General features: G+C 60.1%; 23 protein-coding genes and 1 tRNA gene. 13 read left to right on the top strand and 11 right to left on the bottom strand.

Annotation, left to right across the window (positions count from 1 at the left end; genetic code table 11):
* Positions 1-100 precede the first annotated feature (100 nt).
* The 3 genes from queE to NQF87_RS03635 are packed head-to-tail and all read left to right on the top strand — an operon-like array spanning position 101 to position 2,033.
* On the top strand, positions 101-742 hold the full coding sequence (gene queE / locus NQF87_RS03645) for a 7-carboxy-7-deazaguanine synthase (protein ID WP_266127347.1): 642 nt from the start codon (positions 101-103) through the stop codon (positions 740-742).
* Positions 742-1,482 (top strand): 7-cyano-7-deazaguanine synthase QueC, encoded by a 741-nt coding sequence (queC, locus tag NQF87_RS03640; protein WP_266127077.1) that lies wholly within the window; start codon positions 742-744, stop codon positions 1,480-1,482. The genes queE and queC overlap by 1 nt, the downstream gene beginning before the upstream one ends.
* Positions 1,479-2,033, top strand: a complete 555-nt coding sequence (locus NQF87_RS03635) for a 6-pyruvoyl trahydropterin synthase family protein (protein WP_266127076.1) — start codon at positions 1,479-1,481, stop codon at positions 2,031-2,033. Before queC ends, NQF87_RS03635 begins: the two co-directional genes overlap by 4 nt.
* A gap of 27 nt (positions 2,034-2,060) precedes the next feature.
* Here the strand turns inward: NQF87_RS03635 and folE are convergent, their stop codons facing one another.
* Genes folE through NQF87_RS03615 form a run of 4 tightly spaced genes read right to left on the bottom strand, consistent with a single transcriptional unit; the run spans position 2,061 to position 5,309 of the window.
* Entirely contained in the window at positions 2,061-2,702 is a 642-nt protein-coding gene (folE, locus tag NQF87_RS03630) for a GTP cyclohydrolase I FolE (RefSeq protein ID WP_266127075.1), read from the bottom strand.
* Positions 2,703-2,719: 17 nt separating this feature from the next.
* Positions 2,720-3,589, bottom strand: coding sequence for a 2-amino-4-hydroxy-6-hydroxymethyldihydropteridine diphosphokinase (gene folK, locus NQF87_RS03625; RefSeq protein WP_266127074.1), 870 nt, complete (start codon positions 3,587-3,589; stop codon positions 2,720-2,722).
* Positions 3,586-4,446, bottom strand: a complete 861-nt coding sequence (gene folP, locus NQF87_RS03620; protein WP_266127073.1) for a dihydropteroate synthase — start codon at positions 4,444-4,446, stop codon at positions 3,586-3,588. The genes folK and folP overlap by 4 nt, the downstream gene beginning before the upstream one ends.
* Before the next feature lie 26 nt (positions 4,447-4,472).
* Positions 4,473-5,309, bottom strand: a complete 837-nt coding sequence (locus NQF87_RS03615; RefSeq protein ID WP_266127072.1) for a DsbA family protein — start codon at positions 5,307-5,309, stop codon at positions 4,473-4,475.
* Positions 5,310-5,574: 265 nt separating this feature from the next.
* Between NQF87_RS03615 and NQF87_RS03610 the strand changes: the two genes are divergently transcribed.
* Positions 5,575-7,008 carry a gamma-glutamyltransferase gene (locus NQF87_RS03610; protein ID WP_266127071.1) on the top strand — a complete coding sequence of 478 codons (1,434 nt, stop codon included), beginning with the start codon at positions 5,575-5,577 and terminating at the stop codon, positions 7,006-7,008.
* Here NQF87_RS03610 and NQF87_RS03605 read toward each other — a convergent pair.
* Positions 7,000-7,125: a hypothetical protein gene (locus NQF87_RS03605; protein ID WP_266127070.1), complete on the bottom strand. Its 126-nt coding sequence runs from the start codon at positions 7,123-7,125 to the stop codon at positions 7,000-7,002. The genes NQF87_RS03610 and NQF87_RS03605 overlap by 9 nt on opposite strands.
* 9 nt (positions 7,126-7,134) lie before the next feature.
* On the opposite strand from NQF87_RS03605, the gene recA reads away from it, so the two are divergent.
* Positions 7,135-8,250 carry a recombinase RecA gene (gene recA, locus NQF87_RS03600; RefSeq protein WP_266127069.1) on the top strand — a complete coding sequence of 372 codons (1,116 nt, stop codon included), beginning with the start codon at positions 7,135-7,137 and terminating at the stop codon, positions 8,248-8,250.
* A 110-nt stretch (positions 8,251-8,360) separates the two neighbouring features.
* On the opposite strand, the gene NQF87_RS03595 is transcribed toward recA, so the two are convergent.
* Together NQF87_RS03595 and NQF87_RS03590 are read right to left on the bottom strand one after the other, a co-directional pair.
* The gene (locus NQF87_RS03595; protein WP_266127068.1) at positions 8,361-9,380 is read right to left on the bottom strand and encodes a ferritin-like domain-containing protein; all 1,020 of its coding nucleotides are present in this window, start codon (positions 9,378-9,380) and stop codon (positions 8,361-8,363) included.
* Positions 9,381-9,405: 25 nt separating this feature from the next.
* Positions 9,406-10,023, bottom strand: a complete 618-nt coding sequence (locus tag NQF87_RS03590; RefSeq protein ID WP_407652003.1) for an ATP-dependent Clp protease proteolytic subunit — start codon at positions 10,021-10,023, stop codon at positions 9,406-9,408.
* Positions 10,024-10,343: 320 nt separating this feature from the next.
* Between NQF87_RS03590 and NQF87_RS03585 the strand changes: the two genes are divergently transcribed.
* The 6 genes from NQF87_RS03585 to NQF87_RS03560 all read left to right on the top strand — a co-directional run bounded on the left by NQF87_RS03585 (position 10,344) and on the right by NQF87_RS03560 (position 17,067).
* Positions 10,344-11,318: a hypothetical protein gene (locus tag NQF87_RS03585; protein ID WP_266127067.1), complete on the top strand. Its 975-nt coding sequence runs from the start codon at positions 10,344-10,346 to the stop codon at positions 11,316-11,318.
* A gap of 221 nt (positions 11,319-11,539) precedes the next feature.
* A complete protein-coding gene (locus tag NQF87_RS03580; protein ID WP_266127066.1) occupies positions 11,540-12,733 on the top strand; it encodes an LL-diaminopimelate aminotransferase in 1,194 nt (397 codons plus the stop codon).
* 54 nt (positions 12,734-12,787) lie between these two features.
* Positions 12,788-14,122 carry a homoserine dehydrogenase gene (locus NQF87_RS03575; protein WP_266127065.1) on the top strand — a complete coding sequence of 445 codons (1,335 nt, stop codon included), beginning with the start codon at positions 12,788-12,790 and terminating at the stop codon, positions 14,120-14,122.
* Complete coding sequence (gene glpX / locus NQF87_RS03570) at positions 14,119-15,123, top strand: class II fructose-bisphosphatase (protein WP_266127064.1); 1,005 nt, start codon at positions 14,119-14,121, stop codon at positions 15,121-15,123. Before NQF87_RS03575 ends, glpX begins: the two co-directional genes overlap by 4 nt.
* 13 nt (positions 15,124-15,136) lie before the next feature.
* Positions 15,137-16,951: a single-stranded-DNA-specific exonuclease RecJ gene (recJ, locus tag NQF87_RS03565; protein WP_266127063.1), complete on the top strand. Its 1,815-nt coding sequence runs from the start codon at positions 15,137-15,139 to the stop codon at positions 16,949-16,951.
* 40 nt (positions 16,952-16,991) lie between these two features.
* A tRNA-Glu gene (locus NQF87_RS03560) sits at positions 16,992-17,067 on the top strand.
* Between the two features lie 182 nt (positions 17,068-17,249).
* Here the strand turns inward: NQF87_RS03560 and NQF87_RS03555 are convergent.
* From NQF87_RS03555 to NQF87_RS03545, 3 genes are all read right to left on the bottom strand, one after another.
* Positions 17,250-18,326 carry a catalase family protein gene (locus NQF87_RS03555; protein WP_266127062.1) on the bottom strand — a complete coding sequence of 359 codons (1,077 nt, stop codon included), beginning with the start codon at positions 18,324-18,326 and terminating at the stop codon, positions 17,250-17,252.
* A gap of 21 nt (positions 18,327-18,347) precedes the next feature.
* Positions 18,348-18,818: a MarR family winged helix-turn-helix transcriptional regulator gene (locus tag NQF87_RS03550; RefSeq protein WP_266127061.1), complete on the bottom strand. Its 471-nt coding sequence runs from the start codon at positions 18,816-18,818 to the stop codon at positions 18,348-18,350.
* A 163-nt stretch (positions 18,819-18,981) separates the two neighbouring features.
* Positions 18,982-19,677, bottom strand: coding sequence for a chorismate transformation enzyme, FkbO/Hyg5 family (locus NQF87_RS03545; RefSeq protein WP_266127060.1), 696 nt, complete (start codon positions 19,675-19,677; stop codon positions 18,982-18,984).
* Between the two features lie 407 nt (positions 19,678-20,084).
* Here NQF87_RS03545 and NQF87_RS03540 point away from each other — a divergent pair, with 407 nt between their 5' ends.
* Positions 20,085-20,501, top strand: a complete 417-nt coding sequence (locus tag NQF87_RS03540) for a DoxX family protein (RefSeq protein WP_266127059.1) — start codon at positions 20,085-20,087, stop codon at positions 20,499-20,501.
* 73 nt (positions 20,502-20,574) lie between these two features.
* Here NQF87_RS03540 and NQF87_RS03535 read toward each other — a convergent pair whose 3' ends face one another.
* The gene (locus tag NQF87_RS03535; RefSeq protein ID WP_266127058.1) at positions 20,575-21,477 is read right to left on the bottom strand and encodes a LysR family transcriptional regulator ArgP; all 903 of its coding nucleotides are present in this window, start codon (positions 21,475-21,477) and stop codon (positions 20,575-20,577) included.
* Positions 21,478-21,549: 72 nt separating this feature from the next.
* Here NQF87_RS03535 and NQF87_RS03530 point away from each other — a divergent pair, with 72 nt between their 5' ends.
* Positions 21,550-22,176, top strand: a complete 627-nt coding sequence (locus NQF87_RS03530; RefSeq protein ID WP_266127057.1) for a LysE/ArgO family amino acid transporter — start codon at positions 21,550-21,552, stop codon at positions 22,174-22,176.
* Positions 22,177-22,227: the final 51 nt, after the last annotated feature.

Below are 22,227 nucleotides of genomic sequence, written 5' to 3'. Positions count from 1 at the left end.
CCACATGCTACGCTCTGCTCCGCTTCAATGGCGGGCATTTCGGCCTCTTCAGGCAAGAAAATCCTTGCATCCTGAAGGAAGCTGCCCGACATCTCTGCCCATGCCTTACGTCATCAAGGAACTATTCGCCACATTGCAGGGTGAGGGTGCCCATGCCGGGCGTGCTGCCATATTCTGCCGGTTCACCGGCTGCAATCTCTGGTCCGGCCGGGAAGAAGACCGCCACAAGGCCCAGTGCACCTTCTGCGATACGGACTTCATCGGGACGGACGGCCCCGGTGGAGGACGCTTTGCCACAGCCGAAGCTCTGGCCGCTGCACTGGATGAATGCTGGCAGGCCCACACAGCCGACAGAACACACCGTTATGTGATCTTCACGGGCGGGGAGCCGCTGCTCCAGCTTGATGACGCCCTGGTCACTGCCACGAAGACCCGTGGCTTCACCATCGCCGTGGAAACCAATGGCAGTCTGCCTGCTCCTGAAGGAATCGACTGGGTGTGCGTCAGCCCCAAACCCGGCCAGCCCCTGAAACAGACGCATGGCCATGAGCTGAAGCTCGTCTATCCCCAGCAGACCCTGACACCGGACCAGTTTGCAGCGTTCGACTTCCAGCATTTCTGGCTCCAGCCCATGGATGGACCAGACCGGATTGCCAATACGGAAAAAGCCGTGCGCTACTGCCAGAGCCATCCACAATGGCGGCTGAGCCTGCAAACCCACAAACTGATCGGAATTCCCTGATGACGACACCTTCTTCCCCGTCTGCCAGCCATCAGGCCGCCCGGAATCGCCGTGCCCTCGTTCTGTTCTCCGGGGGGCAGGATTCCGCCACCTGTCTGGCATGGGCACTGCATCATTTCGACCATGTGGAAACGGTCGGCTTTGCCTACAGGCAGCGACACGCCGTGGAGCTGGACTGCCGCACCACCCTCCGGCAGAGCATCAGTGCCCAGAACCCCCACTGGGCAGAAAAACTGGGTGACGATCACACGATCGACCTTGCCAGCCTTGGTGCCCTCTCCGACACCGCCCTGACACGGAATGCTGAAATCAGCATGGGCGAGAACGGGCTGCCCAACACCTTCGTCCCCGGCCGGAACCTGATCTTCCTGACCTTTGCCGCAGCCCTCGCCTTCCGCCGCAGCATCCGCCACATCATCACCGGCGTGTGTGAGACAGATTATTCCGGCTATCCGGACTGCCGGGATGACACCATCAAGGCTCTTCAGGTGGCCCTGAATCTGGGCATGGAGCAGCGTTTCGTCCTGCACACGCCACTCATGTGGATCAACAAGGCACAGACATGGCAGCTCTGCCATGATCTGGGAGGCGATGCGCTGACGGAAACCATCCGCCATGAGAGCCATTCCTGCTATAAGGGGGACCGCACCCATGAACATGCATGGGGATTCGGCTGTGGTGACTGCCCCGCCTGCGCCCTGCGTGCCGAGGGGTGGCGGCAGTATCAGGAGGGGGCATGAGCGACATCACCCGGACAGAACTGGTTTTCACACGGCGTTTCTGCATGGGGCACCGGCTCATTTCAGGCGGCAGCGAACGCTGTGCGATTCCACATGGGCATAATGAATATGTCACCGTCACGCTGGTTCCCGGCCCCAACGCCCCGCAGAATCAGCGTCTGGACGGACACGGCAACATGCTGCTGCCCTTTGCGGAGGCCAAGGGCCGCTGGCACCGTTTCATTGACGAACGGATGGATCACAGCTTCCAGCTCTCCGAATCCGACCCGCTGCTGAACTGGTTTGCCGAACATGAACCCCAGCGGCTGGACCGCATCGTTGTCACGCCCGGCGACCCGACAACGGAACTGCTCGCCGCCCTGCTGATGAGCAAACTCCAGGCCTTTCTGACCGCACAGGGCGGGCTGCTGGCTCCCGCCTCGCTGGAGATCAAGGAAACGCCCACCAACACGGTGCGCCTGCATGGCGATCCGTCCCTCTATCTCCCGCTGGTTGACCGTCCAGCGGAAGAATGCTGGTGGCACCGGGCCGACGACACCACACGGGACTGACAGCCTGCCCTCCCCGGATGGTAAAGATCAGTCCCGCATCAGGGCCATGACTTCCTGACGGGCCTGCGCATCATCGGCCCAGAGGCCATAAGAGCCTGTCGTCACGGTCGTGGCACCGGGACTGCGGACACCCCGCAGACTCATGCACATATGCTCGGCTTCCACCACGACCAGAACGGCTTTCGGCTCCAGCACCTCCACCATCGCCTGCACGATCTGGTCTGTCAGACGCTCCTGAAGCTGCGGGCGGCGGGCATAGCCCTCCACGACACGGGCCAGTTTGCTCAGCCCTGTCAGACGGCCTCCCTCCGGCAGATACGCCACATGGGCACGCCCCAGAACCGGCAGAAGATGATGCTCGCAGGTAGACTGAAAGCGGATGTCCTTCACCAGCACCATGCCGCCATGCTGGTCGGCACTGAACTGCTTTTTCAGATGATCCCGGGGGTCTTCATAAAGACCGGAGAAAATCTCCAGATACATCTTGGCCACACGGTCCGGCGTATCCCTCAGCCCTTCACGGGACGGGTCTTCCCCGATGGCCAGGAGAAGCTCCCGCACACCGCCGGCAATACGGCTGATGGCATCCTCTGGCCGGGTGATGGCCCCTGCGGCTCCCTCCGGCGTCGGAGCCTGTGTCTCCGGAATCCCTGTTTTGCTGGCTGACATTCAGCATCCCCTCAACTTCATCCACCCTGCCCCGGCCTGCGCCGTGTGACATCCCCAGCTATACGGTCCAACCCTGCTAACGCTTCCGTAACGGAACGTCCAGCAATCTCAAGCTCCGAGTCCAGCTCGGCAAGGGGTTCCAGCACGAAAGCCCGCTCAAAAAGATGCGGATGGGGAAGTGCCAGAAGCGGATGTTTCACCACAGTCGCCCCATGAAAGAGAAGGTCAATGTCCACCGCCCGCTCACCCCAGCGTCGCCCCGGCACACGGCCCAGCAACCGTTCAATCTCCTTGCAGAGACCCAGCACGGCCTGCGGGGACAGGGTCGTCCGCCCGAGAGCGGCGATGTTCACGAAAGGCGGCTGATCTTCCACACCCCACGGGGCACTGTCGTAAAGGGACGAAACGGCATCAATCTCCAGCCCCGGCTGATGGCCCAGAGCCTCCACGGCAGCCCGCAGGACGGCTTCACGTTCGCCCAGATTGGCTCCCAGTGAAAACCCGACCCGATGCTCCCGCCGCTGCGTCACCGTGACGGACACATCCTCCACCACATGTGGCACAGGTGCCGAAGGCTTGCGCACCGTGACAGACACATCCTCCACGGCGGGACAGTCCACCAGCACGGCCGCACAGATCCGCCCGGCCAGCGTTTCAATCAGCCTGCATGGCTCGGCCTGGAAAACCCGTTCGGCACTCTGGCAGAGCTGCCCGTAACAGACAGCCTGCGTGTAATCATCCCCGGCAATCGCTGCTGAAAGATCAGCCTGCACCTCCAGAGACACATAGAAACGCTGGCCAAGACGTTTCTCTTCCTCATGCACGCCATGATGGCCGAACAGGCAGAGATCATGCACCCGCACACGGGTCAGGGCTGGCGTTATCACTCCGTTTCTCCCTTCACCATCCCGTTCACGGCCAGCAGGGCCGTCATGTCCATCATGTCCCTGTGTGCCTGCACGTCATGCACCCGCACCATGCAGGCCCCCTGTGTTGCCCCATAAAGATTGACCGCCAGTGTCGCCGGCAGGCGGTCATGCACCTCCCGCCCCAGCAATCTGCCGAACATGGATTTCCGGGACGCACCGAGCAGGACGGGCCGGTCGTAATAGGCCTCCAGACGGCGCATGTTCTGCACGGCCCAGAGATTCTGCATCACCGTCTTGCCAAACCCGATGCCGGGGTCCAGCAGGATGGCCCCCCGGGCGATGCCAGCCCGGTCGGCCAGCTTCAGGGACCGGTCAAAAAACCGCCGCCAGTCATCCCAGAGGTCGATGCTGACATCGACCACTTCCCGGTTATGCATCACGGCCACGATGGCACCGGCAGATGCCACGACGGAAGCCATGTCGGGATCGGCCTGCAACCCCCATACGTCATTGACCATCTGCACCCCGGCCACCAGTGCCCTCCGGGCCACGGAAGCCTTTGTCGTATCCACGGACAGGACAGCCCCTTCTCTGGCCAGCGGGGTCAGAACCGGCTCCAGACGCCGCCACTCCTCATCCGCTTCCACGGGGGTAAAACCCGGCCTCGTTGATTCCGCACCAACATCCAGCAGGTCCGCCCCCTCCAGCAGGAGCGTACGGGCCTGTTTCAGGGCGGCCTCCGGGGTGAAGAACTGCCCGCCATCCGAGAAGGAATCCGGCGTGACATTGACAATCCCCATCAGCAGGGGGCGTCTCCATGAGGGAGAAGGACGCATGGCCTGCCAGACGGCCAGCTGCTCCGCAAGGGTCATCATCTCAATCCTCCACCCGCAGGCGAGGGTCAGCCTTTCCGGGCTGCCTCAAGAAACTGCTCCATCTGCTCCATGCCCAGCGCACCCGGAGCCACGGCAGCCTGACCGAACAGGAAGGTCGGCGTCCCCTGCACGCCCACACTCTGGGCCTGACCAAGATTGGCTGTCAGAAGGGCCATGACGGCCGGTCCCTTCATGTCCTTCTCGAACCGGGCCACATCCAGCTTCAGGCTCTTCGCCACGTCACGGAGATGCTCCATGCCGGGCTTGGCCGTTTCATCCATCAGACGGCGGCGCATGGCGTCATACTGGCCCTGAAACGCCGCCGCATAGATGGCCTGGGCGTCCAGCAGGCTGGCATCCCCCAGAACGGGAATGACCTTCTCCACCAGCCGGACATCCGGATGGCGGGCAAGGAACTGATCCACCACCGGGGCCATATGGCGGCAGTAGGTGCAGCGCGGGTCCAGAAACTCCACGACCGTGACCTGCCCCTGCGGATTGCCCCGCACCGCATAGGACGGTGCCGTGGAAAGAGCCTGCCAGTTGGCCCGCACGGCGGCCTTCACATGAGCCTCCTGCTGGGAACTTGCCTGCTGGCGGATGGACTGGATGGCATCGGACAGGATGCTCGGATCAGTCTTCAGCGCATCCCGGACGATCTGAACGATCGCTGCCCGCTGCTTTGCATTGAAAACCGCCTCATCCGCCGCATGAGCCGGACCGGAGGACAGCAGCCCCACTGCGGAAAGACCGGCCAGCAGTGCCAGAGACAATGAGTTTACACGCTTCTTCATGGCCGTGCCCTCCATGGAATTGATGATGCAGTTGAAGACCCCGGAAGCTTTACACTCTACACGGCTCATGCAGGAAGGAAAGCTCCAGTGACCTGCCCCGTTAAACAGCAAACCGGCCCTTTTTTGAAGCCCCGTCATCCCGGAGGGAACACTGGCAGCCTGTCCCCAGCCTTACAGATGAAGCATGAAGGAGCGGTTAAAACCACCAGATGCAGACTTGCCCTCCCATCCCCGGCGGTTTAACGCTATGATCCTGAGCATGGGGCATATCTGCGGCGTCCCGCCCCCTATCATATAGCCTTGTTGTGACCTGAAACACTGGAGAGCTGCCACCGTGGTAAAGCATGACAGCCAGACCCCTCATCATCCCTGCCTGTCTGACAGACCCGCCCCCCGGTGGGCACGCAGGCTTGGCCTGCTGGCATCCCTGAGCCTTCTGGGTACCAGCCTGGTGGCCTGTTCCGGTGGCAGAAGCCTCAAGCATCATCTGTTCGGACCGACAACACCAGCCGCAAGGAACAATACGGGCATCGTGGTGGCGGACGAACCACAGGCCGCCCTGATCGGCCGTGACGTCCTCGCCCGTGGTGGCAATGCGGCTGATGCCGCCACGGCTACCGCCTTTGCCCTCTCCGTCACGCTGCCTTCCCGTGCATCACTGGGCGGCGGCGGGGCCTGTCTGATCTCCCGCCCCGGCCAGCCTGCCGAAAGCATCTCCTTCCTGCCTGTTGATGGCACGGGTGCCGGTGGAGACCGGCCTGCTGCCGTCCCCATGACAGCCCGCGGCATGTTCGTGCTCAATCTCCGTTACGGCTCCGTCCAGCTGGGCGACACGATTGATCCGGCCATTATCCTCGGGCAGCAGGGGATCACCGTCAGCCACCAGCTTGCGGCGGATATTGCCGCCGTCCAGGGGCCGCTCTTCTCCAATGAAGGAATGAAATCCCTCTTCAGCAAGAATGGCACGGGCGTGGGCATGACCGAAGGTGACCAGCTGACCCAGCCCCGCCTGACCTCCTTCCTCTCCCGCCTGAAGCTGGTTGGCGTGGGTGACCTCTATACGGGTGCCCTCTCCGACGTGTTCGTGACACAGGCCAACCAGGCCGGAGCCTCCCTGACACGGGATGACCTGCGCCGCTCCCTGCCGGGTGAAACCTCGGCCCTGCATTTCACAAGCGGTCCGTACCGCCTCAGCTTCCTTGCCCCGCCGGCTGATGGCGGGCTGGGCAGTGCCGTTGCCTTCCGTCAGGGGCTGCGGGCTGAAAATGTCATCAGTGCATGGCGTCACACCGGCCAGAAGACCCTTCAGGAAGGGCAGATTTTCATGGCCTCCGGCAGGAGTGACGCCAGCGGCCTGCCGCCGCTGCCTGCGTCCACCTCCTTCGTCGTGAGGGATGGGCATGGGCTGAGCGTCGCCTGCGCCCTGACAGAGAACAACCTGTTCGGAACGGGCCGTCTGGCAGGCAGCACGGGCGTCATCCTGGCAGGCGCACCCCGCTATTACCCCGGTCCGCTTCTCAGTGCCGCCTTCCTGGATGCCCCCCGCAGCAGGATGCAGGCCATCCTCTCCGCTTCCGGGCAGAATGATGCCGCCCAGATTGTCGCCGACACGCTGAAACAGCTCACACAGGGGCAGCCTGTCACGGCCTCCACGGGGACAGGACAGCTCAACAGCATCATATGCTCTGATAACCAGTGCACGGGACGGGCCGCACCCAACGGGTCAGGCCTGAGTGCCCGGACCGTCGCCCGCAGATCATCAAAATGACACCTGCATCAGACAGGCTGAAGCCCTGTCCGGTGCCGTTCTGATCGCCACCCGATGGGGCAGACGCCATGTCTGTCCCATTTTCCCCTGCCCCGACATCCGGGGCATGACAGTCACGAGGTCTCCATGTCCGCAGACAAGAACGCAGAAAAAAGCAAAGCTCTGGAAGGCGCACTCAGCCAGATTGAACGCTCCTTCGGCAAGGGGTCCATCATGCGTCTGGGCCAACGTCCCAAAGAGCAGGTGGACGTCATTTCCACCGGCTCTCTGGGGCTGGATATCGGGCTGGGCATTGGTGGCCTGCCCCGGGGCCGCATCATCGAGATTTACGGGCCGGAAAGTTCCGGCAAGACCACTCTGGCCCTCCACGCCGTGGCGGAAGCCCAGAAAAAGGGCGGCACGGCAGCCTTCATCGATGCTGAACATGCGCTGGACCCCATCTATGCCCGCAAGCTGGGTGTGGACATCGACAACCTGCTGCTCAGCCAGCCGGATGCCGGTGAGCAGGCTCTGGAAATCGCCGACACGCTCGTCCGCTCCGGAGCCATCGACATTCTGGTCGTGGATTCCGTGGCGGCCCTCGTTCCCAAGGCCGAGCTGGAAGGCGACATGGGCGACAGCCATGTCGGCCTCCATGCCCGCCTGATGAGCCAGGCCCTGCGGAAGCTGACCGGTTCCGTGTCCCGCTCCAACACAACCATCATCTTCCTGAACCAGATCCGCATGAAAATCGGCGTGATGTTCGGCAATCCGGAAACCACGACGGGTGGCAATGCCCTGAAATTCTACGCCTCCATCCGTCTGGACATCCGCCGCATCGGCTCCGTGAAGGACAAGGACGAGGTCGTGGGCAACCAGACCCGGGTGAAGGTCGTCAAGAACAAGATGGCTCCGCCCTTCCGACAGGTCGAGTTCGACATCATGTATGGCGAAGGCGTCAGCAAGATGGGCGAGCTGCTGGACCTCGGCGTGAAGGCCAATGTGGTGGAGAAATCCGGCGCATGGTTCTCCTACGACAGCACCCGCATCGGGCAGGGCCGTGAGAACGCCAAACAGTATCTGCGTGAACACCCGGAAATGGCCGATGAGATCGAAAAGAAGGTGCGTCAGGGTGCCGGGATCATTGCCGAGGACATGATGGTCGGTGAATCAGCCGATGATGATGCCAGCCCTGATGAGACAGCCGATGAACTGCCCCTGAACAGCAGCAACAGCACCGGGACTGGCAAGCGCAAAAGCTGATAGCCCCGGAATCACCGTCCCTCCTACGGGGACGGTGACCATGAAAAACCCCGCTCCGTACTACACGGAGCGGGGTTTTTTCCTGTCCAGCCGCCAGAGGCTGGGGACATTCAGGCAGCCTGCTGTGCGTCGGCACCCTTGCGCCCACGCAGGCGACGCCAGAGCCTGACACCACCCAGAGCCATGCGGGCTGCAAACGGAGCCATCTGCGGACGCAGGAGACGGGGGTCATAGCCAGCGAAGCGACGCTCGTTCTCCTTGAGGCACAGCTCCATCAGCTCGACAAAATCCACCTGCTTGTCCGTCATGCTCTGCGCACCAGTCACGGTGAAGTTATTGTCCTGCGTATGCTCCACGCCATTGTCATCAAAGCTGCGGACAAGGCTCAGACGCTCATAGAGCAGGAAGAACAGGACACCGATCACCCGCATCTCAAACCACGGACGACGCCAGAGCGGCATGACGGCACGATGATAGGCCAGCCAATTGGCAAACAGCAGAATGTGACGGCATTCTTCCTGCATCACCGGCTCAAAGGTCTCAATCAGTTCCATCGGGAACAGACCGGCCTTCTCGGCCAGTGAGAACAGCCCGAAGGCAAAGAAACTGTCCCAGCACTCGGAGAAGCCCGTGACCAGATAGGCCCATTCCGTGTCCCGTGGCTCAATATACGGGTCCTCCGGGGCCAGCGGGATGCCGTAATGCTCCACCATGCGGGCCAGAACTTCCTTATGGCGGTTCTCTTCCCACGCATTGCGGGCAATGGCGTCCTTCACGTCCGGATCATCCAGCATGTCGGCATAGGCCGCCATGCGCAGGCGGGCCTTGCCCTCGGTCTGCACGGCAATGTCCCAGATCGGCAGGGAGGTGATGCGATGCAGCGTCTCCGGGTCCAGCTTCGGCCAGGGAATGACAGACGGCTTGTAAGGATTGAAGGTCTCACGGAACATGTCGGCCATGGCCTTCTTGTGCTCCGTTGTCCCCGGCTTCAGCGGTCCCTTGACGGGGCTGCTCCAGTGACGGGCATCATAATCCACCTGCTCCAGAGTTTTCTCTGAAGGACTGTCCGGCAGATGGGAATAAATATCTGCCAGAGAGCTTTTCCCGGCTGCTTTACGTGCATCGCTCACGATAAGGCTCCTTTTCCTTACTAGGTCAGCCCTGTTCGAGATCGGCTGCCGACGAAACGATGCGGTTCACAAGCCCGTACGCCACCGCTTCTTTCGCCGACATCCAGTAATTGCGGTCCGTATCCCGGGCCACTTTCTCGTAAGGCTGTCCTGTTTCCCGCGCAAAAAGCCTGTTCAGGCGTTCGCGCATCTTGATGATCTCGCGGGCCTCGATATCAATATCGGTCGCCGGTCCCCGCACGCCGCCCATCGGCTGGTGCAGCAGGAACCGGGTATTGGGAAGACACAGACGCCGCTCCGGACGACCCGCCGCAAAAATCAGCGCACCGGCAGAAGCCACCCAGCCTGTGCCGATCATGTTGACAGGCGCAACGGAATCCACAAAGCGGATCATGTCATGGATGGTATCGCCACTTTCCACATGGCCACCGGGAGAATTGACGTAAACATCAATCGGCCTGTCCGATTCCCCGGCCAGAGCCAGCAGCCGCCCCGTGATGTCACGGGCCATCCGGTCATTCACCCCACCAAAGATCAGCACCTTGCGCTGTTCAAAAAGGTGACGCTCCACCTCCGGAGCGGGACCGGCCTTCCTGTCATCGGCAGCAGCCTCTTCCGGCTCATCTTCCATGACGGGATACATTCCGGCCGTACCATGCCGTACAGCCCCTCCAGCAGGGGAAGAAGCCCTGATGCGGGCGGTGTTATGAGTGTGGCGTTCATCATATGTCATCATGGTGCGTATCCTGCCCCTGCTTGCCCTCTCTGCCAAGCCATAAAAACGCTCTTTCATGCAGCTTTTTCATCGTTTTTCATGATAAAATCAGGACCCTTTTTCTCCCTTTCTTTCCCCATGGGGAATTGCGTCCGGGGGAAGAGACACATATTCTGCCATTTCACCCTTCCATTCCAGGGCTTTCCTGTTTTGGCCCTGCCCCTTCCGCCCCCGTTGCACGCCGGACCATGACACCCAGCCTTCCCAGCCGTTCCCCCCGCTCCACCTCCACCGCACGACGCACCCGCCTCATGAGGCTTGGTACCACCTGCCTGCTGGCCCTTCCCGTCTTCACCACGGGCTGCCAGCACCGTGATGCCATCGACACGACACGGGATGTCGCCCACGACATCATGGGCGGTGAGATCGAACGGCTGCACCCCCCGACACCCGGTTATGACCGGCCCGCACCGAAAATCACCCTCATCCCCACCACCAGGCCGGAATTCCCCAGCGAAGATGCCCGGGCCATCATCACGAATCGGCTGGAGCAGGACCGCAACTACTCGCAGCGCATTGCCGCTGCCGGTGGGGCACTGCCCATCGGGATGGTCAATCCTCCACCACCCCAGCCCCAGAATGGCGGTTCCATGACGCTGGCCAGCCAGAGTGCCGGTCCTGCTGCCAACGGACCAGCCAGCGGCCCCGGCCGTGCAGCCGGACCATCCGTCACGTCGGACCGTGATTCAGGCTTGATCTATCAGCCGGTCTCCCACGCCCTGCCCGTCTATCTGCCAGACCCCGGAAAGCCCCCCCGGCCCCTGCTCTTCCCCGGCTTCAGCCTTCCCCGCAGCATCCTGCCTGTCATTCCGGATTTCGACACCGCCACGCCGGACGGAGCACTGATCCGCTTCCAGCCGGATACGGACCATATGGATGGCGACCAGACCGACACATTCAGCCGGATCGTGGCCCAACGCCGCCATCACCGTCTGCTCATCCGTGGATTTGGTACGACGCTGAATGCCCAGAGTGGCCTCTCCCCTGACGAACAGACGCATGAGATCGGTCTGGCCCTGCTGCGGGCCAGAGCCGTTGCCCAGCATCTGACTGCCCTTGGCGTCTCCCAGGACGACATGCGCCTGACCGGAGAAGCCATCGGCGATGGCGTGCGTGTTTCCTATGAGCTGAACATCAAACCCGGAAAAACCGTCTCCCACTGAACAGTGACTCTGCCCTGTCAGCCCGTCCGTTCAGGGGCCGGACAGGGAATGAGATGAAAAAGAAGGGTAAATTTTCTGCCTTTTATGGCGAAAGCCCCTTGTCGGACCTGCCTGCCTCATGAAACATGGAGTGCCCGTTTCTGCAGATTACCTGCATGAACGGGACACCCCCTCTCCGGGGAGCCTGTCGAGGTTCCCGTCCTGCTGATTGATTGAGTGTCATGACTGAAGAGTTCCACAAGATTCGCCGCCTGCCGCCCTATGTCTTTGCTGAAGTCAACAAAGCCAAGGCCGCCGCACGGGCCGCCGGGGAAGACATTGTGGACCTTGGCATGGGCAACCCGGACAGCCCCCCGCCCCAGCATGTCATCGACAAGCTGGCTGAAACGCTGCGCAATCCCCGTGTGCATGGCTATTCCGTCAGCCGAGGCATCCCTGGCCTCCGCAAGGCACAAGCTGCCTATTATGAACGCCGCTTCGGCGTGAAGCTGGACCCGGAAACGGAAATCATCGCCACGCTCGGCTCCAAGGAAGGGCTGGCCAATCTGGCCTCGGCCATCACCAGCCCGGGTGACACCATTCTGGTGCCCAACCCGTCCTACCCTATCCATCAGTTCGGCTTCATCATTGCTGGAGCCTCCGTCCGCTCCGTCCCGGCCTCGCCGGATGATACCATGCTGGAAGCCCTGTACCGGGCCGTCCGTCATTCCGTCCCCAAGCCGACAGCCCTCATCATCAATTTCCCCTCCAACCCGACCGCCTATCTGGCCTCGAAGGAGTTCTATAAGGAAATTGTCAAATTCGCCCAGAAAGAAAACATCTGGGTCCTGTCCGACCTTGCCTATTCGGAACTCTATTTCGGCGATGAACCCCCACCCTCCATCCTCTCCATCGAGGGGGCAAAGGATATTGCGGTGGAATTCACCTCCATGTCCAAGACCTACTCCATGGCGGGCTGGCGTATCGGCTTTGCCGCCGGAAATCCCCGCCTCATCCAGGCCCTGACACGCATCAAGTCCTATCTAGACTATGGGGCTTTCACCCCGGTCCAGGTCGCTGCCACCGCCGCCCTGAACGGCCCGCAGGATTATGTCGAGAACATGCGCCTGCTCTACAGGGACCGGCGTGACGTGCTCATCCGTGGCCTCCATGCTGCCGGGTGGGACGTGCCCACACCAGAAGGCTCCATGTTCGCCTGGGCACCCATTCCACCCCAGTTCGCCCATCTGGGCAGCGTCGGCTTCTCCAAGCTCCTGCTGAAGGAAGCCAAGGTCGCCGTGGCACCAGGGCTGGGCTTTGGTGAGCATGGGGACGGATTTGTCCGTATCGGTCTGGTGGAGAACAACCAGCGTCTCCGGCAGGCCACACGCTCCATCAAGAATTTCATGAACCAGCACAACGCTTCCAAACCATAATGACACCCGGCCCTGCCCCGTGCATGGCCCCAGCCTGACAGGAACCAGCCTCCCATGACTTCCGCGCCTCACAACACTGCCTCATCCTCCGCCACGTCCCCGCTCCGGCTGGGCATTGCCGGCCTCGGGACAGTGGGCACGGGGGTCATCCGGCTGATCCGCCAGCATGGTACACTGCTGCGCAACCGCACAGGCCGCAGCATCGAGGTCGTGGCTGTCAGTGCCCGCAACCGGACACGGGACCGTGGGATCGATCTTTCCGGCCTGCGCTGGCACGACGACCCTGCCGCCCTTGCGCATGATCCCGATGTGGATGTCGTTGTCGAACTGATGGGCGGAGCCGAAGGAGCCGCCCGCACGCTGGTGACCGAAGCCCTGAAAGCAGGCAAGGCCGTCGTGACGGCAAACAAGGCTCTGGTGGCCCGTCATGCTCAGGAGCTTGCCCATCTCAGCCATGAGCATAAGGCCCCGCTTCTGTTCGAGGCTGCCGTGGCTGGAGGCATCCCCGCCATCAAGGTAGTCCGGGAAGGCGTGGCCGCTGATGCCCTGACCCGTCTGGGCGGCATCCTCAACGGGACAAGCAACTTCATCCTCACCGAGATGGCCGAAACGGGCCGTGCCTTTGAGGACGTGCTGAAAGAAGCACAGGACAAGGGCTATGCCGAGGCCGATCCTTCCGCCGATATTGACGGATGGGACGCCGCCCACAAGCTCAGCATCCTGACAGCCATCGCCTTCCGCCCGATCGTGTTCGACAGTCTGGCCGTTAGCGGAATGCGGCGCATCACGACCGATGACATCCATCAGGCCCGCAAGCTGGGCTACGTCATCAAGATGCTTGGCGTGGCCCGTCGCCTGCCGGAAGACCGTGTGGAAGCCTGGGTGCAGCCCTGCCTCATCCCGGCCCGCTCCGGTCTGGCTCAGGTCAATGGCGTCTATAATGCCCTGACAACCGAAGGCCCCTTCAGCGGCCCCATCACCATCTCCGGGCAGGGTGCCGGTGAAGGCCCCACGGCTGATGCCGTCATGGCCGACGTGATCGACCTGGCCCGTGGCCACGGCCTGCCTCTCTGGGGCCGTGTGGATGAGCAGGCTCCTATCCCCTGCGAACCGGTGGAAAAGCTCGTCAGCCGCTTCTATCTCCGCATCACGCTGGCAGGCAGCGTTGATGCAGAAACGGCCCTGAAGGAACTCCGTACCATCCTCGGCAATGAGAATATTGCCGTAGGGCAGGCCCATCATCACACACCACAGGGCAGGGCCGCTCAGATCATTCTGCTGACAGAACCTGTCACTCTGGAAGACATCAACCGTATTCTGCCACTTCTTGAAGAAATGTCTGCCGTGCAGGACACCCCGCTGGCCCTGAAAGTGGAAGACCTCCCATGACAGCAAAGCAGAATCATCACGTTCCTCATGAATACCGTGTCACGGGCCGCAATCTGGGGCTGGACCTTGCCCGTGTGACCGAGGCCGCCGCCATCGCCTCCGCCCGTTGGACAGGCCGGGGCGATAAGAATGCAGCGGACGGTGCCGCCGTCGAGGCCATGCGGAAAGCCTTCGATACGGTGGCCATCAACGGCACCGTCACCATTGGCGAGGGGGAGATGGATGAAGCCCCCATGCTCTATATCGGTGAAAAAGTCGGCTGCGGCGGGCCGGACATGGACATTGCCGTGGACCCGCTGGAAGGCACGAATCTCTGCGCCCGCAGCCTGCCCAATGCCATCACGGTCGTGGCTCTGGCACAGAAAGGCTGCTTTCTCCACGCTCCTGACATCTACATGCAGAAAATTGCCGTAGGCCCCGGTCTGCCAGAAGGCGTGGTGAATATTGACGATTCCATCGGCCAGAACCTTGCCAGTCTGGCACGGGCCAAGAAATGCGATATCAGCGATCTGGTCCTCTGCGCTCTGGAGCGGAAACGTCATGAAGAGCTGGTGGCCAAGGCACGGGAAGCCGGTGCCCGTGTCCGGCTGCTCAGCGATGGCGACGTGGCGGCCGTAATCGCCACCTGCCTCCCCGGCAGCGGCGTGGATATTTACGCCGGTAGTGGCGGGGCACCGGAAGGTGTTCTGGCCGCTGCCGCCATACGCTGCATGAACGGCCAGATGCAGGGCCGCCTCCTTTTTGAAGATGAAGCCCAGATCACTCGCACCCGTGGCATGATCCGCCCTGACCTTGATCCCACGCAGGCCCTCAGCCTGACGGACATGGCGGCTGGTCCGGTCTTCTTCTGTGCCACGGGCGTGACAGCAGGAGACCTGCTGCGGGGCATTGAATATCCTTCCGACAGTTACATCCGCACCCATTCCGTCATGATGCGCTCGGAAAGTGGCACCATCCGCTACATGGAAACCTACCACCACTTCGACCCCCATACGGCCTGACACCCCCGCCCTGATGCCTCCAGAAGCCTCTTCCCGCCCCGCTCCCACCACTGTTCTCAATGTCCAGCAGAGTGCGGGACTGCGCCGCTGGGTCTGGCGGCATCCTGTTCTGGCCGAAACGGACAACCGCCTTGCTCTGGCCCTTGCCCAGAAAATGGACATGTCCGAACTGGCGGCCCGTATCCTGGCAGGCCGTGGCATTACGGCTGAAACGGTGGAGGCCTATCTCCAGCCCCGTCTGCGTGAGGCCTTGCCCAACCCTTCCATCCTGAAGGACATGGATGAAACGGCCCTGCGACTGGCTACAGCCGTGCAGAAACAGGAAACCATCGGGATTCTGGGCGATTATGACGTGGATGGAGCCTGCGGCACGGCCCTGCTCAGCTCCACGCTTACCGCCATGGGCTGCACGGTCTTCACACATATCCCTGACCGTCTGAAAGAAGGATACGGCCCCAACAGGCCCGCCCTGCAGTCCCTGATCGACCAGGGAGCCACCCTGCTCATCTGTGTGGACTGTGGCACGGCGGCCGTCGACATTCTGGACTCTTTTGAAGGTCAGGCTGATCGGATCGTGCTGGACCATCACAAGCCTGACGGGACACGCCTGCCGAAAGGACTGGTCGTCAACCCCAACCGGCTGGACTGCACCTCCGGACTTGGCCATCTCTGCGCCACGGCCGTTGCCTTCCTGACCGTCGTGGCCCTTCAGCGCACTCTCCGCCAGCAGGGATGGTTCGAGACACATCCTTCACCGGACCTCATGGCCCTGCTGGACCTCACCGCTCTGGCCACCATCTGCGATGTCATGCCTCTGCGGGACCTCAACCGTGCGCTGGTCCATCAGGGGCTGAAAGTCATGAACCGCCGCCAGCGGATCGGTCTGGCCGCTCTGGCGCATGTCGCTGGTGTCAAGGCAAATGCCAGTGCCATGAGCTGCGGCTTTGCTCTTGGACCACGCATCAATGCCGGGGGACGTATTGCCAGGGCAGAGCAGGGATTGCAGCTGCTCCTCAGCCAGTCGGTGACGGAAGCCCGCCTCATTGCCGAGGAACTGGATGAGGTCAACCGGAAACGCCAGACCGTGGAAAGCCATATTCTGGATGCCGCCGTCACACTGGCCCAGAAACAGATTGACGATGGCCACGCCGTCATCTTCCTGCATGGCCGTGACTGGCATCCCGGTGTGGTGGGCATCGTGGCAGGGCGGCTGAAAGAACGCTTCAACCGGCCTGCTCTAGTTGGTGCCCTTCAGGATGATGGTGTGGTGAAAGGCTCTGGCCGTTCCGTCACCGGGCTGGATATTGGTGCTGCCGTCATTCATGCCCTCCAGTCCGGCCTGCTGCTGTCAGGTGGTGGCCATGCCATGGCAGCCGGTTTCTCACTGACAGAAGACAACTGCGCTGCCCTGCATGAGCGGCTTGATGATGCCCTCAGTGAGGCCCTGAATCTCCCCCCACAGGAAGACCTTCAGCTGGATGGTGTCATCACCATCAGGGGAGCCACACCCGATCTGGCCCGACAGATCGCCATGCTCGCCCCCTTCGGCCCCGCCAATGACGAGCCTCTGCTGGCCATACGGGACGTCCGCTGCGTGAAGGCCGACCGGATCGGGCAGGATGGCAACACGCTCCGGGTCATCCTCCAGGGGGCAGATGGCTACAGCCGCATCAAGGGGCTTGTCTTCCGGGCCGGGGACAAGCATTTCACCGATCTGCTGGAAGACCGCAGCTGCCCCCTGCTGCATGTGGCTGGCCAGCTGCGGCTTGAAACATGGCAGGAACGGGAAAATCTCACTTTTTTCATTTTTGATGCCGCACGGGCTTGACGCCGTGCCCGCCCCTGCCTATTAAGCCCTCACGCCTTTAGTCCCGTTCGTCTAGAGGCCTAGGACACCGCCCTTTCACGGCGGCAACACGGGTTCGAATCCCGTACGGGACGCCACTTTTCCATAAATATTGCTTGTTAATTGTGGCTGAAACGGCACTCCTATCATGACTGAACGCTGATTTTTCAGAGCGAAGCAATATATCCGGGCGACAGGTTTCATACAGCCAGACCATGAAACGCATATACCCTGTCAGCCCCCTTGTGACTGACAGAGCGCAAGAAATTCAATGCTGCAATCAGCCGGATACCCTGAAATGAAGAGGGCATCCATTAAGACGTGTCCGAAGCTTCGAGGAGAAGGGATACATGACACGACGGGCACGCATGATATCTCCCAAAGGACGATGAGCGGTCAGACCATGCCACGGTGAAAAAGATAAACCATCCTCCAAGCGTTCTGCCCGCTCCTTTGACCAGGAATCCTGCGGCGGGATTTTAATCGTTGCAAGAGGCAGGAAAGGGTTATCGTCTTCTGACCAGACCTTGGTCGCATCTTCTATGGAATTCTCTTCCAGATCGCGGCAAAGCTGTGCTCTTAATGTCCACTCTCCCCCGTATTCACTGAAAAAATGATTCAGCTTCTGACGAATAGCCACGGGATTTTTATCAATATCTATCAGCATACCCTGCTGACGCCTGAAACTCTCAGAAGACGGTACAATGTCAAATTTGGCAACGTACTTCCCAAACCGTAACGGTACCTGACTAAAGAACCGGTCACCTACAGGAACAGTAGGCAAATACCCCCCCAGCACGCCAATCATATCGTTTGACTTACCAAAACGGTTCAGCTGTTTCTGAAGTGCACGCAAAGACCGTGAAAGCAGTTTTTTGAACCCGTTGAAACGATTCGTTGTCAGTGCCAACAGGCGTAACGTGCGTAAAAAATGGCGTGAATCAGGTGCTGCAAAAACAGGCCCGTTGACCAGCAGAATATCCTGAACCGGAACACCTTCATTATCCGACAGGAGCTCGCCTTTAACATTATTGATTTTCAGAGCAAAACCACGTGGGCCAGACACCGCATCATCTAATGGATCCCCCGGAATGGACGAAATACGTACAACAACCGAATATTCATCTGGCTGTGCAAACAGACCCTGCGCCAGAACATCCGGCAGATCATCATGTATCTGGATGGTTCCCTCCAACAGGGCATGACTCTTGGCATGAACTCCCCGATCAGCCCAACCATTATCACGATGTGTCGCAGTAATGATCTTATGAAATTCACGTGCAAGCCCTTGATGAACCTTTTCTTCATCTGCAACAATATTCTCAAGAGCATCGCTATATAATACTGGCTCTTTCATGATCTGATCTCCTTAAAGAGTTTAAACAGAACGAATCTGCAACATCCTTCGAAGACAACGTGCAAAGGCCTGTCCCTTCTCACGAAGTCCAGCCAACTCAGCATCATTCAACCCTGAATCACGAAGCAGCTGATCGGGAATATACTTTGCCTTTTCCCGTAAAAGCTGCCCCTGTCGGGTGAGGCTGATAATGACCCGTCTTTCATCATCGGGGCTGCGCATCCGCCTCACATGACCTGCTGCTTCCATTCGCTTAAGCAATGGCGAGAGCGTTCCTGTCTCAAAACCGAGCTGACGCCCTATGGTTCCCACTGTCACATCACTTTTACCGTCGTGTCCCCAGAGGGCCAACATGACCAGATACTGTGCGTAAGTCAGATTCAATGGGGCCAGAAAGGGCCGATAAAGCTGCTGCAGGAGGTTAGCAGCCTCATAAAATGGAAAGCATATCTGCTTCTCCAGGCTCAGACTGCTGTCTGACGGATCATCCATATCTGCACCTTTCACATAGGAAAAACGTAAAGCATCATTCTTATTTCATGCAATTATATTGTATGCAATATAATATCCAAAAAAAACTGTCATGCAGACAGCCAACCTCCAGCCATCATAAAAAAAACCAGCAACTGATAAACTATATAACCCTCTCAGCCCCTCACCCCACAAACACCCCCTTAACCTCCAGCAGCAGCTCTGCCCGACAGATGTCGGCGATGAAAAGCGGGGACTGATCCGGCAAGCACTGAAACGCCCGTGCAATGCCTTCCCGCACGACCGCAGCATCTTCAGGATGGCGAACATAGAGTTTCATGCTTTCAAAACGGCCCTTTTCAAGGCGGGGGAAGCGTCGCCGAGCTACGTCGAGCAGTGAGCCGATCGTTTCAATCGTGATGGAGAGCTGTTCCTCCACGGTCTGCCCTACGGATTCATGACCCCGAATGCTCGCCGTGCCGGACAGATACAGGACAGTCCGTTCCGTGCCTTCCATGACAGTGGCACGGGCAAAGGATGGAGACCGCCGCCCATAACGGGGCGGATAGTAGTAAGCGGGAAGCTGGCAGGGATTCTCCAGATTCACGCCACGCTCATGCCTATGGGCGATCAGGAATACGGCCACGCCACCAGAAGACAGGCCAATGCCCGTGGCCGCAGGCAGTTCATCCAGACCAACATTCATGGCCTCAAAAGCCTGGGACCGGCCACTACAGAAATCCCGATACCGTTCCTCTCCCCGTATATTATCCTGATTGATCGCCCCCAGATAATTCCACATGCGATAAATATGGCCAAAGCCCTTCTCACGGGCCAGACCGATCAGCCGTTCATAAGAGGACTGGACAGCCTCACACAACTCTAGCCAATGCCTTCCTCCAGCCCTGTGCCTGCCGTTTCCCAGTAACGGCATCACGGACAACCTGCCCTAACAGAGACGCAGGGTGCCGGTATTCATGAATGACAGAGACCTGCCCCGACAGCGTCATACTTGCAATAAACAGGCCATCATAACCCAGTCTCTACCTCCCAGCGACATCCCGATCATCGGCGATGGCCCAACACTTTGGTAGACATAGAAGAAAAATAGCCTGAACAGGCTGCCTATATACATCCATTTCCATGCCAGCATGGAGACTGACAACTGAGGCATGCTTTTCCATTTTTCCCTTAAACAAACGAAATATTATCTTTCCATATTCACCAGATACCTTCAGCGAAATCTGTCCTATTCAGTAATCATCAAATCAGAAAGGACCTGACACAATGATCCCCCAGACACAGAGAGATTCCCTGCTTCTCGCCGCCCGCATCCTGCTTGCTGCCCTCTTCATCATCATGGGATGGGAGAAAGTGACAGGCTTCGACATGTCCGTCGGCTATCTGAAGAGCCTTCATGTCCCCATGCCTGCCCTTGCAACCATCATTGCCATCATTGCCGAGATCGGTGGCGGGCTGGCCATCCTGTTCGGCATCTTCACCGCACCGGCTGCGCTGCTGCTCGCCATCTACACGATCATTACCGGGCTGATCGGCCATCATTACTGGACAATGCCGGCTGGTTTTCCGGAATATGAGGCACATATTCACTTTTACAAGAATGTGAGCATTGCCGGTGGTTTGGTCGCTCTGGCCGTGGCAGGTGCTGGCAGATATGCCCTGACTGGCCGCAACGACGCCTGAACACCCTTACGGCACACAGCATGAAGAAAGCCCGCCGGAACATTCCGGCGGGCTTTTCTACATCATGACGGTTTCATCCTGCTGCCTCCAGCCAGTCTGCCGCCACCCGCTGGACATTCTGGCTCAGCCGGTTCAGTGCCGAGCCGTACAGTCTGGGAACAGACCAGAAAAGCGGCACCGAGGGACGATGTCCCGGACTGAATTCAACCAGGTCTCCAGTCTTCAGATACTGTTCCACCAGTGGAAGCGGATGCAAGGCCCATCCCAGACCATACAGGCAGAGGTCCAGAAACGCCCTGGAAGACCGTATCCAGCAGGCGGGTGCCCCCAGCGTGACACCATATACAGTCTCCGCCCATTGCGCCTGAAACAGGTCACTCCGGTCAAACCGCAGATAGGGCGCATTCCGCAGAGCCTCGGCCGTCACGCCCTTCGGGAAACAGGTGGCCATCAGGGAAGGGCTGGCACAGGCCACATAGGACATGCTGCCCAGAGACACGGTCCTGCACCACGGCACCGGGTCTGATGAGGCCGTGACAGCGGCCATGACATCACCGGAGCGAAGGCGTTCTGCCGTGCACTGTTCATCATCAATGGAAATATCCAGCGTAATGGCTGGTTCCTGCCGGGAAAAGGCCATCATGGCATGAGCAAACCATGTGGTGATGCTGTCCGCATTGACGGCGATTTTCACCGTTGCCGGAAGAGCGGCCTCCTTGTCCTGCCATGCCAGACGGGTGGCCAGGTCACTTTCCAGAACCTTCACACAGTCGAAATGACGGCACAGCATTGTCCCCAGTTCCGTCAGCCTGCATGGCTGACCACGGATGACCAGCACACTCCCCAGACGCTCCTCAAACCCGCGTACGCGCTGGGACACGGCCGAAGGTGTCAGCCCCAATACAGCGGCTGCCCGCTCGAAACTCCCTTCTCGCACGACGGCACTGATGGCTGTCAGGGCTGCGTAGTCAAACATGATGAAGTTTTCCTTCATTTAATGAAGTGAAATGAACTTTCCTGCATGTGGTCCCCCTGCCATAGACAGGCCATGCACACAATCATTGCTCCCATCATCACCGGTTTCTGCCTTGGCGCATCGGCCATCATCGCCGTTGGCGCACAGAATCTTTTCATCCTGCGCCAGGGGCTGAAGCAGGAACATGTCCTGCCCATCATCCTGCTCTGTGCGAGTGTGGATACCATCCTCATCATGGCCTCCGTCCTGGGTGTCGGCCAGATTGTTGGAACCATTCCGTATTTCACGGATGCCCTGACCTATGTCGGAGCCGCTTTCCTCATCTGGCAGGGCATGACGGCCCTGCGCCACATGATGAGCAGCAGCACCGTCACGCTGGAAGAGCAGCCCAGACAGAGCCTGCGCAAAGTCATGACCATGACATGTGGCTTCACCCTGCTGAACCCGCACCTCTATCTGGACACGATACTGCTCATGGGGTCGGTCAGCCTGTCCCAGCCAGAAGCAAGCCGTCCCTATTTCGGAATGGGAGCCGTACTCGCCAGTTTTGTCTGGTTTCCCCTGCTCGGCTACGGCGCACGGGCCTTGCGGCCCATCTTCACCAGCCCCCTTGCATGGCGCATTCTGGACGGCCTGACAGCCGCCATCATGCTGACCCTGGCCGGAACGCTGCTCTATCACGCCGCCATCCCGGCCTAGGCACCACCAAAAAAAGGGGCCGCCATCTCTGGCGACCCCACTTTCCCCGAT

Source organism: Bombella dulcis (assembly GCF_026385505.1).
GTDB classification, from domain to species: domain Bacteria; phylum Pseudomonadota; class Alphaproteobacteria; order Acetobacterales; family Acetobacteraceae; genus Bombella; species Bombella dulcis.
This window is presented reverse-complemented; position numbering and strand designations above follow the sequence as displayed.

Coding starts and splice junctions, on each gene's coding strand:
- NQF87_RS03590 (WP_407652003.1), bottom strand. CDS start 10,023: ATGTATCCCGTCATGGAAGATGAGCCGGAAGAGGCTGCTGCCGATGAC.
- NQF87_RS03585 (WP_266127067.1), top strand. CDS start 10,344: ATGACACCCAGCCTTCCCAGCCGTTCCCCCCGCTCCACCTCCACCGCA.
- NQF87_RS03575 (WP_266127065.1), top strand. CDS start 12,788: ATGACTTCCGCGCCTCACAACACTGCCTCATCCTCCGCCACGTCCCCG.
- NQF87_RS03535 (WP_266127058.1), bottom strand. CDS start 21,477: ATGTTTGACTACGCAGCCCTGACAGCCATCAGTGCCGTCGTGCGAGAA.
- NQF87_RS03530 (WP_266127057.1), top strand. CDS start 21,550: ATGCACACAATCATTGCTCCCATCATCACCGGTTTCTGCCTTGGCGCA.
- NQF87_RS03615 (WP_266127072.1), bottom strand. CDS start 5,309: ATGAGCCGTGTAGAGTGTAAAGCTTCCGGGGTCTTCAACTGCATCATC.
- NQF87_RS03540 (WP_266127059.1), top strand. CDS start 20,085: ATGATCCCCCAGACACAGAGAGATTCCCTGCTTCTCGCCGCCCGCATC.
- queE (WP_266127347.1), top strand. CDS start 101: ATGCCTTACGTCATCAAGGAACTATTCGCCACATTGCAGGGTGAGGGT.
- glpX (WP_266127064.1), top strand. CDS start 14,119: ATGACAGCAAAGCAGAATCATCACGTTCCTCATGAATACCGTGTCACG.
- folE (WP_266127075.1), bottom strand. CDS start 2,702: ATGTCAGCCAGCAAAACAGGGATTCCGGAGACACAGGCTCCGACGCCG.
- recA (WP_266127069.1), top strand. CDS start 7,135: ATGTCCGCAGACAAGAACGCAGAAAAAAGCAAAGCTCTGGAAGGCGCA.
- NQF87_RS03555 (WP_266127062.1), bottom strand. CDS start 18,326: ATGAAAGAGCCAGTATTATATAGCGATGCTCTTGAGAATATTGTTGCA.
- queC (WP_266127077.1), top strand. CDS start 742: ATGACGACACCTTCTTCCCCGTCTGCCAGCCATCAGGCCGCCCGGAAT.
- NQF87_RS03635 (WP_266127076.1), top strand. CDS start 1,479: ATGAGCGACATCACCCGGACAGAACTGGTTTTCACACGGCGTTTCTGC.
- NQF87_RS03550 (WP_266127061.1), bottom strand. CDS start 18,818: ATGGATGATCCGTCAGACAGCAGTCTGAGCCTGGAGAAGCAGATATGC.
- NQF87_RS03580 (WP_266127066.1), top strand. CDS start 11,540: ATGACTGAAGAGTTCCACAAGATTCGCCGCCTGCCGCCCTATGTCTTT.
- folP (WP_266127073.1), bottom strand. CDS start 4,446: ATGATGACCCTTGCGGAGCAGCTGGCCGTCTGGCAGGCCATGCGTCCT.
- recJ (WP_266127063.1), top strand. CDS start 15,137: ATGCCTCCAGAAGCCTCTTCCCGCCCCGCTCCCACCACTGTTCTCAAT.